The sequence below is a fragment of the Kitasatospora sp. NPDC056138 genome (genome assembly GCF_042264695.1).
Classification (GTDB): Bacteria; Actinomycetota; Actinomycetes; order Streptomycetales; family Streptomycetaceae; genus Kitasatospora.
On sequence record NZ_JBHJVK010000118.1, the window covers coordinates 1 to 13998 of the forward strand.

17 protein-coding genes and 2 pseudogenes are annotated in these 13998 nt (G+C 69.0%); 7 read left to right on the plus strand and 12 right to left on the minus strand.

The window, feature by feature from the left end; genetic code table 11:
• Positions 1-342: 342 nt before the first annotated feature.
• The gene (locus ACFC1R_RS37175) at positions 343-1020 is read left to right on the plus strand and encodes an alpha/beta family hydrolase (RefSeq protein ID WP_375946167.1); all 678 of its coding nucleotides are present in this window, start codon (positions 343-345) and stop codon (positions 1018-1020) included.
• A gap of 259 nt (positions 1021-1279) precedes the next feature.
• Positions 1280-1924, plus strand: a complete 645-nt coding sequence (locus ACFC1R_RS37180) for an L-threonylcarbamoyladenylate synthase (RefSeq protein ID WP_375946151.1) — start codon at positions 1280-1282, stop codon at positions 1922-1924.
• A gap of 4 nt (positions 1925-1928) precedes the next feature.
• Here the strand turns inward: ACFC1R_RS37180 and ACFC1R_RS37185 are convergent, their stop codons facing one another.
• Entirely contained in the window at positions 1929-2570 is a 642-nt protein-coding gene (locus ACFC1R_RS37185) for a carbonic anhydrase (RefSeq protein WP_375946152.1), read from the minus strand.
• Here ACFC1R_RS37185 and ACFC1R_RS37190 point away from each other — a divergent pair.
• Positions 2569-2805 carry a hypothetical protein gene (locus tag ACFC1R_RS37190; protein WP_375946153.1) on the plus strand — a complete coding sequence of 79 codons (237 nt, stop codon included), beginning with the start codon at positions 2569-2571 and terminating at the stop codon, positions 2803-2805. The genes ACFC1R_RS37185 and ACFC1R_RS37190 overlap by 2 nt on opposite strands.
• A gap of 68 nt (positions 2806-2873) precedes the next feature.
• Here the strand turns inward: ACFC1R_RS37190 and ACFC1R_RS37195 are convergent.
• Together ACFC1R_RS37195 and ACFC1R_RS37200 are read right to left on the minus strand one after the other, a co-directional pair.
• Positions 2874-3104 (minus strand): annotated as a pseudogene (locus ACFC1R_RS37195) (metal-dependent transcriptional regulator); the annotation flags it as partial.
• A gap of 8 nt (positions 3105-3112) precedes the next feature.
• A complete protein-coding gene (locus ACFC1R_RS37200; RefSeq protein WP_375946154.1) occupies positions 3113-3652 on the minus strand; it encodes a YbhB/YbcL family Raf kinase inhibitor-like protein in 540 nt (179 codons plus the stop codon).
• Positions 3653-3812: 160 nt separating this feature from the next.
• Here ACFC1R_RS37200 and ACFC1R_RS37205 point away from each other — a divergent pair, with 160 nt between their 5' ends.
• Complete coding sequence (locus ACFC1R_RS37205; protein ID WP_375946155.1) at positions 3813-4499, plus strand: GntR family transcriptional regulator; 687 nt, start codon at positions 3813-3815, stop codon at positions 4497-4499.
• A 311-nt stretch (positions 4500-4810) separates the two neighbouring features.
• Positions 4811-5038: a hypothetical protein gene (locus ACFC1R_RS37210; RefSeq protein ID WP_375946156.1), complete on the plus strand. Its 228-nt coding sequence runs from the start codon at positions 4811-4813 to the stop codon at positions 5036-5038.
• 578 nt (positions 5039-5616) lie between these two features.
• On the opposite strand, the gene ACFC1R_RS37215 is transcribed toward ACFC1R_RS37210, so the two are convergent.
• From ACFC1R_RS37215 to ACFC1R_RS37230, 4 genes are all read right to left on the minus strand, one after another.
• Complete coding sequence (locus ACFC1R_RS37215; RefSeq protein WP_375946157.1) at positions 5617-6315, minus strand: hypothetical protein; 699 nt, start codon at positions 6313-6315, stop codon at positions 5617-5619.
• 3 nt (positions 6316-6318) lie between these two features.
• Positions 6319-6969, minus strand: a complete 651-nt coding sequence (locus tag ACFC1R_RS37220) for a hypothetical protein (RefSeq protein WP_375946158.1) — start codon at positions 6967-6969, stop codon at positions 6319-6321.
• The gene (locus ACFC1R_RS37225) at positions 6959-7759 is read right to left on the minus strand and encodes a TIGR04255 family protein (protein ID WP_375946159.1); all 801 of its coding nucleotides are present in this window, start codon (positions 7757-7759) and stop codon (positions 6959-6961) included. Before ACFC1R_RS37225 ends, ACFC1R_RS37220 begins: the two co-directional genes overlap by 11 nt.
• A gap of 295 nt (positions 7760-8054) precedes the next feature.
• Positions 8055-9239 carry a SpoIIE family protein phosphatase gene (locus tag ACFC1R_RS37230; protein WP_375946160.1) on the minus strand — a complete coding sequence of 395 codons (1185 nt, stop codon included), beginning with the start codon at positions 9237-9239 and terminating at the stop codon, positions 8055-8057.
• Positions 9240-9463: 224 nt separating this feature from the next.
• Here ACFC1R_RS37230 and ACFC1R_RS37235 point away from each other — a divergent pair, with 224 nt between their 5' ends.
• Together ACFC1R_RS37235 and ACFC1R_RS37240 are read left to right on the plus strand one after the other, a co-directional pair.
• Positions 9464-9901 (plus strand): DUF6193 family natural product biosynthesis protein, encoded by a 438-nt coding sequence (locus tag ACFC1R_RS37235; RefSeq protein WP_375946161.1) that lies wholly within the window; start codon positions 9464-9466, stop codon positions 9899-9901.
• An 80-nt stretch (positions 9902-9981) separates the two neighbouring features.
• Positions 9982-10899: an IS982 family transposase gene (locus ACFC1R_RS37240; RefSeq protein WP_375946162.1), complete on the plus strand. Its 918-nt coding sequence runs from the start codon at positions 9982-9984 to the stop codon at positions 10897-10899.
• Between the two features lie 10 nt (positions 10900-10909).
• Here the strand turns inward: ACFC1R_RS37240 and ACFC1R_RS37245 are convergent.
• The 5 genes and pseudogenes from ACFC1R_RS37245 to queC form a co-directional block, all read right to left on the minus strand.
• Positions 10910-11419 (minus strand): annotated as a pseudogene (locus ACFC1R_RS37245) (transposase); the annotation flags it as partial.
• A complete protein-coding gene (locus ACFC1R_RS37250; protein WP_375946163.1) occupies positions 11398-11991 on the minus strand; it encodes a winged helix-turn-helix domain-containing protein in 594 nt (197 codons plus the stop codon). The gene ACFC1R_RS37250 and the pseudogene ACFC1R_RS37245, both read right to left, overlap by 22 nt.
• Positions 11992-12192: 201 nt before the next feature.
• Complete coding sequence (locus ACFC1R_RS37255) at positions 12193-12720, minus strand: radical SAM protein (RefSeq protein ID WP_375946164.1); 528 nt, start codon at positions 12718-12720, stop codon at positions 12193-12195.
• Positions 12717-13112, minus strand: a complete 396-nt coding sequence (locus ACFC1R_RS37260) for a 6-pyruvoyl tetrahydropterin synthase family protein (RefSeq protein ID WP_375946165.1) — start codon at positions 13110-13112, stop codon at positions 12717-12719. Before ACFC1R_RS37260 ends, ACFC1R_RS37255 begins: the two co-directional genes overlap by 4 nt.
• Positions 13109-13816 (minus strand): 7-cyano-7-deazaguanine synthase QueC, encoded by a 708-nt coding sequence (queC, locus tag ACFC1R_RS37265; protein WP_375946166.1) that lies wholly within the window; start codon positions 13814-13816, stop codon positions 13109-13111. Before queC ends, ACFC1R_RS37260 begins: the two co-directional genes overlap by 4 nt.
• Positions 13817-13998 lie beyond the last annotated feature (182 nt).

Sequence of the window (13998 nt, forward strand, 5' to 3'; positions counted from 1 at the left end):
GACCAGGTCCTCGACTGGCAGCTGGGTCATGGCGTCCGGTGCCAGGGAGCCAGCCGGGTGGTGGAGGAGCTGCAGATGCTGATCGTTCACGCTGCAACCGTACTGCGCGGCTGGCGGTGGGGCGGGGCTGGTGGCCGCGTCAGCGGCGGCGATGGTCGTTCGGGGCAAGTCTGGGGCCGAAGCGCGGGGTTGACCAACCGGGTCCGACTCGGCTCTGCCCCATGAAGGTCGGAACCCCGGGTCTCTGGTGCAGGTCGGTGTGCGATCTACGATGATCGGGTGGCAGACAAGAGCGGCATACCCGACCTGATGGCGACCGGGACGACAGGCAAGGCGGCTGGCATGACGGCGGGCGGGTCGGGCGGCGCGATGGAGGTCGAGCAGACCCTGGTGGCAACGCCGGTTGGGGATGCGCGGATCAGCTGGCACCGACCGGTCGGCGCGGCCCGCGCGGTGCTCGGCCTCGGGCACGGTACCGGGCGCGGGATCGAGGCGGCGGACCTGGCCGTGCTGGCCGCCGCGCTGCCCGCTCACGGGATCACCGTGGCGCTGGTCGAGCAGCCCTGGAAGGTGGCCGACGAGAAGGAAGCCCCCGATCCGCAGACGCTGGATGTCGGCTGGATGCCGGTCGCCGGGCGGCTGACGGCCGAGGGCGTACCGCTGGTGGTTGGCGGCCGCAGCGCCGGGGCGCGGGTGGCCTGCCGGACCGCCGCGGCGAGCGGCGCGGTGGCTGTGCTGGCGATGGCCTTCCCGCTGCACCCGCCGGGCCTGCCAGAGGACTCGCGGGCCGAGGAGTTGCTTGGCAGCGGTTTGCCGACGCTGGTCGTACAGGGCGAGAAGGACCCGTACGGCGGGCCGGAGGAGTTCCCCGACCTGCCGACGGGATGGCGACTGGCAGAGGTGCCGGTGGCGGATCACGTCTTCGCGGTGCCCGAGTCGGCGCCACTGCCGGCAGCCGAGACGCTGGCACTGATCACCGGGACAGTCACGGCCTGGCTGGCGGACCTGGCGCTCTGGTGAAGCGGCTGTGTCGACCTTCAAGATCTCTCGGCAAACGGTCGAGATCGTCTGTCAGGACATCAACGGCCGGGAGTGGCGCTGTTCCCCGTCGAGGACGCCCTCCGGTGACGGGCCCGGGTGCTGCTCGTCGGCTCGGCTACCCGCCGGGCCGCTCACGGATCGGGGCCGGGCGCTGAGTGCGGGTAGCCTGGCCAGGGCCGCCGGATCGGCGTCCCGGCTGACGCAGGCCTGCAGGCCGGCCTGCCTGGATAGGAGGACGATGTCCGTTCGTTTCGACTGCACAGACCCTGTGGAGCGCGCCGCGGGGCTGCGTGAGGCAATCGCGGCGGTGCGGCGCGGTGAACTTGTCGTCCTGCCCACCGACACCGTCTACGGGGTCGGAGCCGACGCCTTCGCGCCGCAGGCTGTCGCCCGGCTGCTGGAAGCCAAGGGACGCGGGCGGAACATGCCCTCGCCGGTACTGGTCGGCTCCCCGGACGACCTGGACCGCCTGGTGGACGACCTGCCGGGGCTGGCACGCGAGCTGGTGGCCGCGTTCTGGCCGGGCGGACTGACCGTGGTCGCCCGCCACAAGCCGTCGATCACCTGGGACCTCGGCGACACCGGCGGCACCGTGGCCGTGCGCATGCCCGACCACCCCGTCGCCGTCGACCTGCTGAAGGCCACCGGGCCGCTGGCCGTCTCCAGCGCCAACCTGACCGGCAAGCCGTCCCCACAGGACTGCGACGCCGCCCAGGACATGCTCGGCCAGACGGTGGCCGTCTACCTGGACGGCGGCCCGACCGAGGCGGCCGTGCCGTCCTCGATCGTGGACGTCACCGGCGAGGCGCCCGTCCTGGTGCGCGCGGGCGCGATCAACGCGGCGCAGCTGCGCGAAGTCGCTCCCGGCCTGCGGGAGGGCTGAAGCATCACACGGCGGCGGGAGCCGGAACGTCCACGCCGCGGACAGTGACCAGGTGCGCGGTGCCGTCGGCCAGGCAGTAGGACAGGCCGACCACGGCGGTGCTGCCGACTTCGACCGCGTGGGCGAGGGTGTGGGATCGCTCCAGCAGCAGGTCGACGGTGTGCCGGACGTTCTCGGCGATGAAGTCCGCGTCCTCGGTTCGCCCGGCGGCCCTGGCGGTCAGCACGCTGGGCGTCACCTTCTCGACCACGTCGCGCACGTACCCGCGCACCGCGGCGCCGTCCGAGACGGCGGCCCTGGCTGCGGCGACCGCGCCGCAGGAGTCGTGGCCCAGCACCACCACGAGGGGGCAGCCGAGCACGCTCACCCCGTACTCGATGCTGCCCAGCACCTCCGGGCCCATCACGTGGCCGGCGGTGCGGACCACGAACAGGTCGCCGAGCCCGCGGTCGAAGATGATCTCGGCGGCCAGCCGGGAGTCCGAGCAGCCGAACAGCACCGCGAACGGTGCCTGCGACGGCGCGGTCTCGCTGCGGCGGGCGGCGTCCTGGTTCGGGTGCTCCGGTATACCGGCGACGAACCGCTGGTTGCCGGCCAGCAGCATCTCGAAGGCTTCCCGGGGCGTTGGGGGCTGCGTGTCAGTCATGCCCGCAGACTACGGCCCCTTCCCCGGCGCCGCGCGAGAAGGGCTGCACCCGATTGCGAACGCCCCGCCCGGCACCGACCCGGGCCGGGCCGGGCGGGGCCGAGGCATCTCCTCACCCATCCCGCCGACCTGCAGGGCGGAGAACAAACACCGCGCACCCCGCTACGACGTCGGCAAGACCGTCAAACGCCCCGAGAACCTCAAGGCCATCGGCAAGCCCGGACGATCTTGGTAGATAAAGAACAAGCTGAGAAGCTGTCTCGAGTCAGCTTCAGCTACTTGTCAGGGGACGATGTGGGTCGTGACGATCAGCCAGTAAGCAGTTCGATGGCGCCGGTCGGTCAGCTCCAGGTGCCGGTCGCGTGCGACGTGCAGCAGGTGGTCACGCTCCATTCGGGCGATCGTCTGACTGACAGTGGGTCCGCTCTGGTTCAGTTGCTCGGCGATGCGGGCGCGGATGGGGACCACGCCTTCCTCCTCGAGCTCCAGGATGGTGCGCAGGTACATCTGCGTGGTGTCGATGAGTCGGGACATGTTGCCGGTCAGGCGGGGGTTTCGGCCGTGGCGGTCAGGACTGCGCGGCCGAGGATGTGGCCGGCCATGGTGAAGCCGAGGACGGCGGGGGTGGCCTCGGTGTCGACGCCGATGGTGGCGACGTCGAGGGCGTGCACCACGATGAAGTAGCGGTGCGGGCCGTGGCCGGCCGGCGGGGCAGCGCCGATGAAGCGGGCCATGCGGGCGTCGTTGGGCAGCTGGAACGCGCCCTCGGGCAGGCCGGAGCCGGTGTCGTCGCCGGCACCCTCAAGCAGCTCGGTGACAGTGGCGGGGATGTCGGCGACCGCCCAGTGCCAGAACCCGGAGCCGGTGGGCGCGTCGGGGTCGTAGACGGTGACGGCGTAGCTCCTGGTCCCTTCCGGGGCGCCGCTCCAGGACAGCTGCGGAGAGATGTCCTTCCCTCCCGGGATGCCGGACAGGCCGGAGTACTGCTCGATCGACCATGCGGCGCCGTCGGTGAGAGTCGTGCTGGTGACGGCGAAGGATGCCGTCTCCGGGAGGCGGGCGAAGGGGTCGTTGGTGCTCATTGCATCGTTCCTTTTCAGAGCGTCTTGCGGGCGGCCGGCGAAGGGGTCCGCCCGGGTGTCGGCTGGCCCGCAGCGGTAGCGATGCTGCGGGCCGACGACGACTTCAAATCGACCATAACACAAATAATCGATTATTTGTCAGATCGTCTATGCTGATGGCATGACGACCCACACCGCGGCCGCATCGGGGAAGCAGATGCTTTCCGAGCAGGTCTACACACGCCTGCGCGACGCGATCATGCGCGGACAGCATGTCCCCGGCGCCGCCCTCAAACCGCAGGACCTCGCCAAGGAACAGGGCGTGAGCCTGGCCGTCGTGCGCGAGGCGCTGCTACGGGTGGTCGGCGAGGGCCTCGCCGACCGTCTCCCCAACCGCGGATTCGCAGTCCCGGCCTTCTCCGACCGCCGCTGGCAGGAGATCGCGGAAGCCCGACGCACCATCGAACCGATCATGCTGCGCATGTCCATCGAACGCGGCGACGTCGACTGGGAAGCGCGCGTGCGGGCCACCCACCACCGGCTGGCCCGCACCCCCGTGTACGCAGAAGGGGAGGGCGACTACTACAGCGCCGAATGGGCCGAAGCCCACCGCGCCTTCCACCGCACCCTGCTCGAAGGCTGCGGCAACGCCGTCCTGCTGGAGACCTTCGACCGGATGTGGACCGCGAGCGAGCTGGCCCGCCGCTGGTCGGCGCACCGTACCCCCGGCCGGGACGGCATCACCGAACACCGCCGACTGGAGGAGACGACACTGGCGCGCGACGCCGACACCGCTGCCGAACTACTGGCACGGCACCTCACCCTGACTGCGGACGCACTGACCGACTGCCCCACCATGGACCCATGAGAGCGTGGCGGTGAACCGGGGCGCTGACCGCCGACCGCAAGGCCGCCCTGGACGCCATCGACCCGGCGTGGTGCCCGGCCTGGTCGGCGGAGTGACAGCGCTGCTTCACCCTGGCCTGGCGCCACGTCAAGGCCGGCGGGACCCTGGCCGGTGCCGAGCCGGGCAGCATCGTCGTCCAGGGCGAAGACCTCGCCAGGTGGGGCCGCAAGCAGCACGTCGGCTGGGACAAGCTCGCCCCGGCGCAGCAGTGGGCGTGCGAGCACGTCCCCGGCCTGGAGCCGCTGCCCGCCGAGCAGAAACCGGCGGGGAAGGTGAGCCACGCGGAGAAGGAGCAGCGGAACCTCGCCGCCGCCCAGCTCCGGACCCGCGAAAGACACCTGAACGTCCCCCGCAGGCACAAGGAACCGCTGACCCTGCCCGACGGCAGCACCGTCCAGATCGGGCTCGGGCTGTTCGCGGAGAACAGCCGACGCAGGCACGCCGACATCCCCGCCGAACGCGCCGCACAGCTCACCGAACTCGGCATGCGCTGGGAGTAGGTGGGCGCCGACGCGAGCCGGGGCCGGGCCGCCACGAGTGCAACGCGCCCGCTGCAACACAGCCAGGCCGCCCTTCCGAGGTCCGGCGGGGACCGTCTCGTTCACCGCCATCACGTGCAGCGCACCAGATCGGCCAGCGCGCAGCCAGATCCCGCAGACTGAGCTGGCGCGGGGTCTGCTGGTTCTGGATGTAGCGCAGCACCGGTGGCGCGGGCGGCACCGTCAGGTCGAGGCCGAGCTTTTCGAGTAGCTCCCGGCGCAGCGCGTCCAGTGGGTCCGGGCCGGGGCGGGCAGCATCATCAGTTGTCGGCGCCGCGCCGGTAAGCAGTCCGGCCCGGCGCCGGGCCAGTTGTCCCCCGCAGCCGCAGCCGCGATCTTCGCCGACCACCCTTCAGTGCTGCTGCGCCAGGAACCGACCGCCCGCACCGAGCAGGGTGCCCCGCTCGCGCGCCAGCACTGTGATCCGCCGACGGACGGCAGGCAGGTCAGCCAGCACCGGTCACACTACCCATCCGACACGGGCCCAAGACCAACTCGCCCACGCCCGGGCCCGGAGCAGCCTTCAGCTGACGGTGGGTTCAGAGTGATTTCCGCAACATCTTGAGGTGCGCTCGCATCTGCTGTCGGACGGTGCTACGCCTTTGATCGTCTTTCAGGAGTTCTTGCCTGCGGGTGCCGTCGACTTCTTCGCGGAGCCAAACCATACATTCCGCTGCGGCTTCGTCGGCCTTTATACCGTCGTCCTCGCGGTCCTGGCACCAGTCCTCCACGAGATCGACTTCGTCGTAGACACCGACGTTGGCGTTCTGGAATTCGAAGGTAGGTACGGTGACACGGCTGAAGTGTTTGACGCGCCGCTGGAGCAGGAGGTTGATACCGACCGTGCTCAGGCAGGAAATTCGGTGGGCGGTTGTGACCTGGGCGGGACTGACGTGGTAACAGCGGTCGAAGAGGACGACGAAGTCCTGCGCCCCCTGCTCCTCGGGTTGGAGCTTCGGCAGAAACATCTTGCTGTAGTTGCCACGCCAGCTACCAGGAGACCCGCTGATCACCTCTGCCACGGTCAGTCGGGACGCCAGCGTCACACCGTCCGTGCGCAGCGAGCAGGGGTGGTCGAGGATCATCACAGTCCGCTTGGTACGTATTCCGTCCAACTCGGTGATCTCAGTGTCGGCGAAGATGTCGCCGGTGATGATCGGGCGTGCCGGGGAGACGTCTTCGCCGAGTGCGCGGTACAGATCGCTCGGGCGGCTGGGCTTCTCCATCTCGTGGGCCACGTGTCACGCGCCCTTCGGGCGGATGGACATTTGTCCGTCCACGTCGAGGTACACCTCGAAGTCCGAGTGAAAGTGCTCGCGCCACTGGGGGTCGTAGGCGGTGAGGAGTTGCTCGCTGTCGCCGTGGCCGCTGGCGTGCTCGAAGACAAGGTCGGCCTTGCCTGCGCTGTACAGGTCGATCGGGGTGACCGGGGCGGTCGAGGTGATGGGCATCTCGAACCAGGAGGCGATCTCCTGGATGTGGTAGCGGTCGGCGATCTCGTCGCACAGGGCGAGCAGGGCGGCGATCTTACGGCGGTTCTCTCCGGTGACACCGCCTGCGCGGCGCCACTTCTGGACGGCCGGCACGCTCACGTGGAGCATGCGGGCGATGTCACGCCAGGCGAAGCCGAGGTCGCCGAGTGCCTCCAGCAGGTTCGCGGGGGCTTCCTTGCCACGGTGCGCGGTGCGCTTCTCCCATGCGATGAACAGGGTGCGCTGGTGGAGGTCGCCGATGTCTTCGTGGATGAACTTCGCCTGGATGCGGAGCGAGCCAGCGGCTTCGGCAAGGTCGGACATCTGGGGAGCGGTGGTGGCAACCGGCTCGGGCTGTTCGATCAGGACGGCCGTGGGTGCGGTCGGCGAGTAGGGTGCACGCCGAATGTCACTGGGCACGGTGCAGGACCTCCTGTCGGTACCGGTCGGTGATCAGTTCCTGGAAGAGGGTGTAGGCGGAGAGTGCTGCCTCGTCGAAGCGGGGTTCGACGAGGTCCCATTCCAGAGGCGGTGTGTTGTCCTCCGGTGTCCAGTAGTTATCGAGGTCCATGAGGTAGAACGGGCCAGGCGGCGGGGTAAAAGCGCGTCGCAGTTCACCGGATGGGTCGACCGCGTGGCCCTCGAAGTTGCCGTACCGCAGCACGGTGCCGGTCAAGGGGGTACCGAAGACGGCCATGCCTTGCCAGCTCTGCACGCCTCCGCGGTTGTCGCCGAGACCGGTCAGGCCGGCCAGCGCTGGCGTAATCCATTGGGCCCAGTCGGCCGGGCCGTCGACCGGGGCGCGTACCTCGTTGATGTAGCGGATGCCCAGGCGTTCGACGCCGTCCACGGGAGCGACCTTCTGGCGGGCCTGCACAGCCTGCCGCAAGATCGCTCGGAGTGCGCTGCGCCGCTGGTAGGAGGTGGTCTCGATCGCGATCGCGTCGGGCCGGAACGTGATGGCGGCCGTGCGGTCGCGGTTCATGTACCGCGGAGTGGCCGCATGCGTCTGTTCCTGGCTTGAGGGGGACGGGAGCACATTCACGGTCAAGGTCATGTGACGGACAGGCTTGAAGAGCGGGAAGTCGCTGTTCAGGAGCATCTTCAGAGCTGCCTGGTCGGCGTCCTGCAGTGGCCCGGAAGCCGGGTGGCGTAGTTCGACAACTGTCAGCGCCAATGGTGGGTTGGTGTAAATCTCACGGAGCCCCATATCGGCCAACTTAGCGCGTCGAAACCAAAACAACAACCAAGATGACAACCATCCGGAGCAGCCTGTCCGCATGTGACATGAGCGGGCCACGGCGTCGAAGGCGAGTGAGGGCAGCAGGGCGAGGACCACGTACACGCACCACAGGGCCGTGGTGGCATAGGCGTAGTCGACGTCACGGTGGTGAATGTGCGCGAATTCGTGCAGGACGACGGCGTGGAAGCGGTCGGGGTCGGTGACACGTTGCGCGAGCAGGCCGCCATGGAGGCGGACGGTGCATCTCCCGGACCGGCTACGACTAGGCGAACGGCTGTGCTGCGGGGAAGGGCGGCAGGACAGTCTCGAACCAGACCACCTTGCCGACTGCCTTCCGGGCGGCGCCCCAGCGATGGGCCACCTTGCTCACCAGGTGCAGGCCGCGCCCCATCTCCTCCATCGATTCGGCGGGTTCCAGCGACGGCAGATTGTGACTGCCGTCGCTGACCTCCACCAGGAGCTTGTCGGCCAGGATTAGTTGGAGCTGGACATCATCCCAGGAGATCCTGATGGCGTTGGTGACAAGTTCGCTGACAAGAAGCTCCACATCATCGGCGAGTTCGGTCAGCCGCCAGGTCGCGAGCTGCTCGCGGACCAACCGGCGGGCCCGGCCGACCTCGATGGGAAGCGAGTGAAGTGTCCAGGTGGCGACCTCGGTCGAGCGGATCCCCTCGAGCCGGGCGACCAGCATGGCGACGTCGTCCCTGCGATCGTCTGACTGCAGCCGGTTCAGGACCCCGTCACAGGCGTCCTCGGCGAGCGCCGTCGGGTCGACCAGGTCGCCACAGAGCCGAGCCAGCCCCTCCCCCACTGCCTCGTCCGGGTCGTCGCACAGTCCGTGCGCCTCGACCAGGCTGTCGGTGCACAGCATCAGCATCGAACCGTCCCGGACGCTGATCTTCTTGGCCGCGAACGGCACCCCTCCGACCCCGATCGGCGCACCCTCGGGGATCTCGAGCAGTTCGCTGTTCCCGTCCGGATGGACCAGGACGGGCGGCACATGGCCGGCGCTGGCCAGCTCGCAGGTCCGGTTGATCGGGTCGTAGACCGCGTAGAGGCAGGTGGCCAGGTGGTCGTCGCCCAGTTTCTGGGCGAGGTTGTCCAGGTGGCGCAGCAACTGGCCGGGCGGCAGGTCGAGCCCGGCCAAGGACTGGATAGCCGCCCGAAGTCGTGCCATGGCCTGGGCCGAGCGCAGGCCATGGCCCATCACGTCACCGACCACCAGCGCGACTCGGCTGCCGGGTAGCTGGATCGCATCGAACCAGTCCCCGCCGACCTCGGCCTTCGGATCCCCGTGCATGTAGCGATAGGCCACCTGGACGCCGGGGATCTTGGGCGGACCGGTCGGGATCATCGAGCGCTGAAGTAGCATCGCGGCCCGGGACTCTGTCAGGTTCAACCGGGCGTTGTCCAGCATGAGCGTGCCCCGGCTGGCTAGCTCCTGCAAGGTGGGAATGTCACGCCTGCCGAACCGGCCCCTGTCGGCCAACCGAAGTAGCTTGAGAACACCGAGGACGGTGCCGCGGACGGACAGCGGCAGCACCAGCATAGAGCGGTCGACCACTAGATGATTGATGCCAAGGGTGTCCGGCTCACCGTAGGTTGACCGATCTCACCGAGCGTTGACCGGGCCCGCTTCAAATCACCGCCGCCGTAAGTCAGACTGCGGTGGTGGTGGACTGGAAGAAGTTCGTAGAGATCCGCGAGGCTGAGCTTGCCGCGGCGCGCGAGCGCGGCCCTGCGTACGTCGTTGACCTCCAGTGGCGGCGGCTGCGAGAACAAGCCCTTGAGGCCGACTACCCCGAGTTCCTCGCACTCGTGGACTCGGCTGCTCGCGAACCACGGCTGCGGCGGCTCTTCCCGTTCACCAGCATGTGGGTCCTGTGCTTCAGCTTTCGGGCAGACGATCCGTCCCTTGCCGAGGCGCCAGCTGTCATAGCCCGGCAAGGTGGTCGGTATGAGGTCAGAGCCGGCCGCTGGGGCGAGAGCATCGGCGAGACCGACAGCGCCGACCAGGCCGTCGCGCTTGTCGTCGCCAACCTGCCGGCTGACCTCGACGCGGCAGTCACCCCAAAGGACGGGGAGGAAACGGCGGTCAACCTTCGGTGAGATCGGCCAACCGTCGATGCGGCGGGACAAAGGGCCCGCTGGCGCGCATGAGATGAAGGGAGGGAGTCCAAAGGTCGGTTGTGACGCCTGACCTGGACTCCCTCGCCACCGCACTTTACGTGAAGACCGACGACCTGCTGAAGGAATCACCGCATCTGGCACCGTGGCGGCCCGAGATCGGGATCGCGCCCCGGCTCGGCGATGCCGAACTCGTGACCCTCGCGGTCATGCAGGCCCTGCTCGGCTTTACCTCGGAGCGCCGGTGGATCCGTCACGCCGATGCCCACCTGCGCCATCTGTTCCCGTACTTGCCCGGACAGTCGGGCTACAACAGACGGCTGCGCAAGGCGGCCGACCTGATCGCCCGGATCAACCGCCTGATCGCACAGGACACTTCGCTGTGGACCGACACCGTTTGGGTCGTCGACTCCACACCGGTGGAATGCGGACGCTCCCGGGAGACAGTCAAGCGTTCCGACTTGGCCGGATGGGCCGAGTACGGCTACTGCGCCAGCCACTCGCGGTTCTTCTGGGGCTTGCGCCTACACCTGGTGTGCACCCTGCACGGCCTGCCCGTCGCCTTCGCCTTGACCGGCGCCAAGGCCGACGAACGCCAGACCCTGCTCGCAATGCTCGGCGCCGAACCCGACCTTATCGGCTCGCGTCCCGGACAGACCCTGATCGGCGACCGGCACTACTACGGCCGCGCCTTCGAATGCGAACTCGCCGAGTGGGGCGTCCGGCTGCTTCGGCCGGCCCGCAAGGGCGAGCCCGAGCGGGCCGGAGCCAGCCTGTTCAGGCCCCTGCGACAGATCATCGAGTCCGTCAACCAGACCTTCAAGGCCCAGCTCGACCTCGAACGCCACCAGGGCCGCACCCCGGCTGGCGTGATGGCCCGCGTCCTTCAACGCATCCTCGCGCTGACCTCCGCGATCTGGCACAACGACCGCACCGGCCAGCCCCTCATGCGCTCGCTGACCGCCTACGACCACTACTGACCTCGGCGCTTCAAGGTGATGGCGGTGGGAGGTCGAGAGGGAGTCCGGTCCCGGTGAGGAAGCCATCGAGGATGTCGGAGCGGTACTGCAGTCGCTTGAGGCGGTTTCGGACGAGGGCTTCGAGTCGGTCGAGGGCAACGCTGGTGAGGTTCGCCAGGCTTCGTTTGACATGGGCCCACAGGTACTCGACCGCGTTCAGCTCGGGTGCGTATGCGGGTAGGACGAACACCGTCAGCCAGTCCCGTGCGCCGATCAGGTCGCGCATGGCATGGGAGACGTGGGTGTTCAGCCGGTCCCACACCAGCACGATCGGTGCCCTGACCAGCTGGTGCACCCCGTCGATCAGGCTGATGTAGTCGTGCTCGGACAGGCTGCGGCGCTCGCCCTTGCGACCGCTGTGTCGCAGGACGCGGTGGCACAGCCGGGTCCGCGAGCCCGGTCGCATCGCGAGCAGCCCGGCGACCGAGATCCGCCCGGAGCCGCGGCCGCAGACCTTCACTACCGGAGTGCTGCCACGTCGTCCCCATGTGCGTGCTGTGGGCGGTCTGCGGGTGAACCCGGCTTCGTCCTCGAAGCAGAGCCATCCGTCGCAGGCCGCCCGGGCGCTTTTACCTTCGCCCACGTCGCCTCCCTCCACGCGGCCACGGCCTGCTCGTCGCGTTCCGTGGCCCGCCGCACGGGGACCTGCGGGGTGAAGCCGAGCCGGCGCATCAGACGGGTGGCCCCCGAGACGCTGTAGGAGACATGGAACTTGCGGCCGATCAGCGTCGCCACGCGCGCACCGGTCCACACCTGGTCCTGGTCCCAGCCGTGAACGGCCGGCCCCTGCTCAAGGTATTCGGCCAGTTTCTCCTGACACCGCGCCGACAGCTTGCACCGCTGCCCACACGGCCCCCGTGAAGCCAGCGCCCCGGCCCCGTCCTCCCGCCAGGCCTGGTGCCACTGGTAGGCCGATTTCGCGGTCACCCGCAGCCTGCGGGCCACCTCCCCCGGCGGAACCCCGTCTTCGAACAACCCGGCGGCCTCCAGCCGCACCGACTCGCGGTACCGACGTGCCTTCACCGTCAGACCGCCCCCATCCGCATAGCGCATACCAACGGCATAGCGCGCAAATGACCGCCGGTCAGCTACGCAAACAGGCCAATCACCTTGAAGCGCCGAGGTCAGTAAGGCCGTACGCCGACAACGAGGCGAGCAACCCCCGCGAGCGCGGGGCCGACGGCGGACAATCCTCGGAGAGTACCGATGGCCACGAGCAACCCCCGCGAGCGCGGGGCCGACACGGTGTGACCGTCACCCCACGTCGCGCACGACGAACTTGAACCGGGCCTTGCCGGTCAACGCCAAGGCTCGCAGCGCCTCGGCGTTGACCGGCTCGTCACCAGGGGCCGCGAAGCTGGCCAACTTCGGGGAAACGTTGAACGCCTCGACCAGCTCGACCAACCCGGGCAGCGGTACGATCGTCCCGTTCGTCTCGATCTCGACGCGGCGGCCGGACAGCAGCTGGATCAGGCCCAGTAGCTCGCCCTGCTGAAGCAGCGGCTCGCCGCCGCTGACGACCACCCGCCGCGTCGGGCGGCTCATCACCCATGCCGCCAGGTCCTCCACGCTGTGACGAGTGGAGACTTCGCGCGGGTCAAACCTCGACCAGTCCCACGTGTACGGAGTGTCGCAGCTGGGGCAGTGCAGGTTGCAGCGCGAGAGCCGGATGAACAGCGCCTGCTGCCCCGACGTCGGACCCTCCCCCTGGAACGTGGGGCCGAAGGTCTCGGCGATCAGCAGTCCTCGGCCGCAGGCCGGAGCCTTCGTGAGGGCGCTCACCACTGCGGCACCTCGAACTCGGCCCAGCTGGTCGCAGTCTCCGACACCCGCACCGCAGCCAACCGGCCCGGCACGGACGGCTCCACGTGCTCGAGGAACCAGCCCGCCAGGTACGCGGCAAGGTTCTCCGAAGTCGGTGCGATCGGCAGCACCTCGTTCAGCACCCGGTGATCCAACTCGCCGTCGATCATCCGCTTGACCGGCGTCAGGTCTCCGAAGTCGGTCACGAACCCAGGGCCCGCCAGCTGAGCCGCAGTCAGGACGAACTCCACCTCGTAGGAGTGGCCGTGCATCCGGGCGCACTGGTGCCCCTCGGGCAGGCCCGGGAGGAAGTGCGCGGCCTCGAACCTGAACCGCTTGCCGATGCGGTAGCGGCCGGCCAGGGCGGTCACTGGGTCACCGCCGTGCTGGCCGTGGCATAGTCGGTCGGGTCCGTGACGCCGGCCAGCGAGAATGCCTCGATCCGCTCGGTGCACGTCCCGCACGTCCCGCAGTGCTTCTCCCCGCCCTTGTAGCAGGACCAGGTGTCCTCGAACGGGACGCCAACCTGCCGCCCGATCTCCACGATATCGGCCTTCGCGAGGTCGGTGAACGGTGCCAGCAGCTCGAAGCCCTCGGCGAGGAAGCCCTCGTTGGCGGCCTTCGTCGCCGCCGCGAACTGGTCGAAGAAGGAGGTGCGGCAGTCCGGGTAGATCGCGTGATCCCCGCTGTGCGCGCCGAACGCCACGGCGTCCGCACCCGAGGAGACTGCCACGGCGACCGCAACGGACAGCATGATCGTGTTGCGGTTCGGCACGACGGTGCTGCGCATGCTCGCCGCGGTGTAGTGGCCGTCCGGGACCTGCACTCCCGGGTCCGTGAGGGCCGATCCGGTCAGCAGGCGGCCGAGCCCGCTCAGGTCCACGATCTCGTGCCGGGCGTCAAGGCGGCTGGCGATGCGCTCGGCGTACTGCAGTTCCTTGCGGTGACGCTGCCCGTAGTCGAACGACAGCAGGGTGAGCTTGCTGCCGCGATCGGCGAGCCAGTAGGCGAGGGTGGTGCTGTCGAGCCCGCCGGAGGCGATCACAATGGCGTGGCGCGGCGACTGTCCTGTCATCTCCATACTTTCTTCGGTAGTCCTCTGGGCGGAGGGCGGAGTAAGAAGTCATCTCATTTGGAGATTCGGCGGTAGCAGATGAGTGCCGCGGCGATGCTGGCGAATGCCGCGAAGTGGTCGGCCTTGACCTCGTAGCGGCGATGGAGTCGGCGGAAGCCGTTCAGCCAGGCGACGGTCCTCTC

What these genes read in the sequence shown, in the direction of transcription:
- ACFC1R_RS37175 (WP_375946167.1), top strand. Translation starts at nt 343, where the DNA reads ATGACGGCGGGCGGGTCGGGCGGCGCGATGGAGGTCGAGCAGACCCTG.
- ACFC1R_RS37180 (WP_375946151.1), top strand. Translation starts at nt 1,280, where the DNA reads ATGTCCGTTCGTTTCGACTGCACAGACCCTGTGGAGCGCGCCGCGGGG.
- ACFC1R_RS37190 (WP_375946153.1), top strand. Translation starts at nt 2,569, where the DNA reads ATGCCCGCAGACTACGGCCCCTTCCCCGGCGCCGCGCGAGAAGGGCTG.
- ACFC1R_RS37185 (WP_375946152.1), bottom strand. Translation starts at nt 2,570, where the DNA reads ATGACTGACACGCAGCCCCCAACGCCCCGGGAAGCCTTCGAGATGCTG.
- ACFC1R_RS37200 (WP_375946154.1), bottom strand. Translation starts at nt 3,652, where the DNA reads ATGAGCACCAACGACCCCTTCGCCCGCCTCCCGGAGACGGCATCCTTC.
- ACFC1R_RS37205 (WP_375946155.1), top strand. Translation starts at nt 3,813, where the DNA reads ATGACGACCCACACCGCGGCCGCATCGGGGAAGCAGATGCTTTCCGAG.
- ACFC1R_RS37225 (WP_375946159.1), bottom strand. Translation starts at nt 7,759, where the DNA reads ATGGGGCTCCGTGAGATTTACACCAACCCACCATTGGCGCTGACAGTT.
- ACFC1R_RS37250 (WP_375946163.1), bottom strand. Translation starts at nt 11,991, where the DNA reads ATGCGCTATGCGGATGGGGGCGGTCTGACGGTGAAGGCACGTCGGTAC.
- queC (WP_375946166.1), bottom strand. Translation starts at nt 13,816, where the DNA reads ATGACAGGACAGTCGCCGCGCCACGCCATTGTGATCGCCTCCGGCGGG.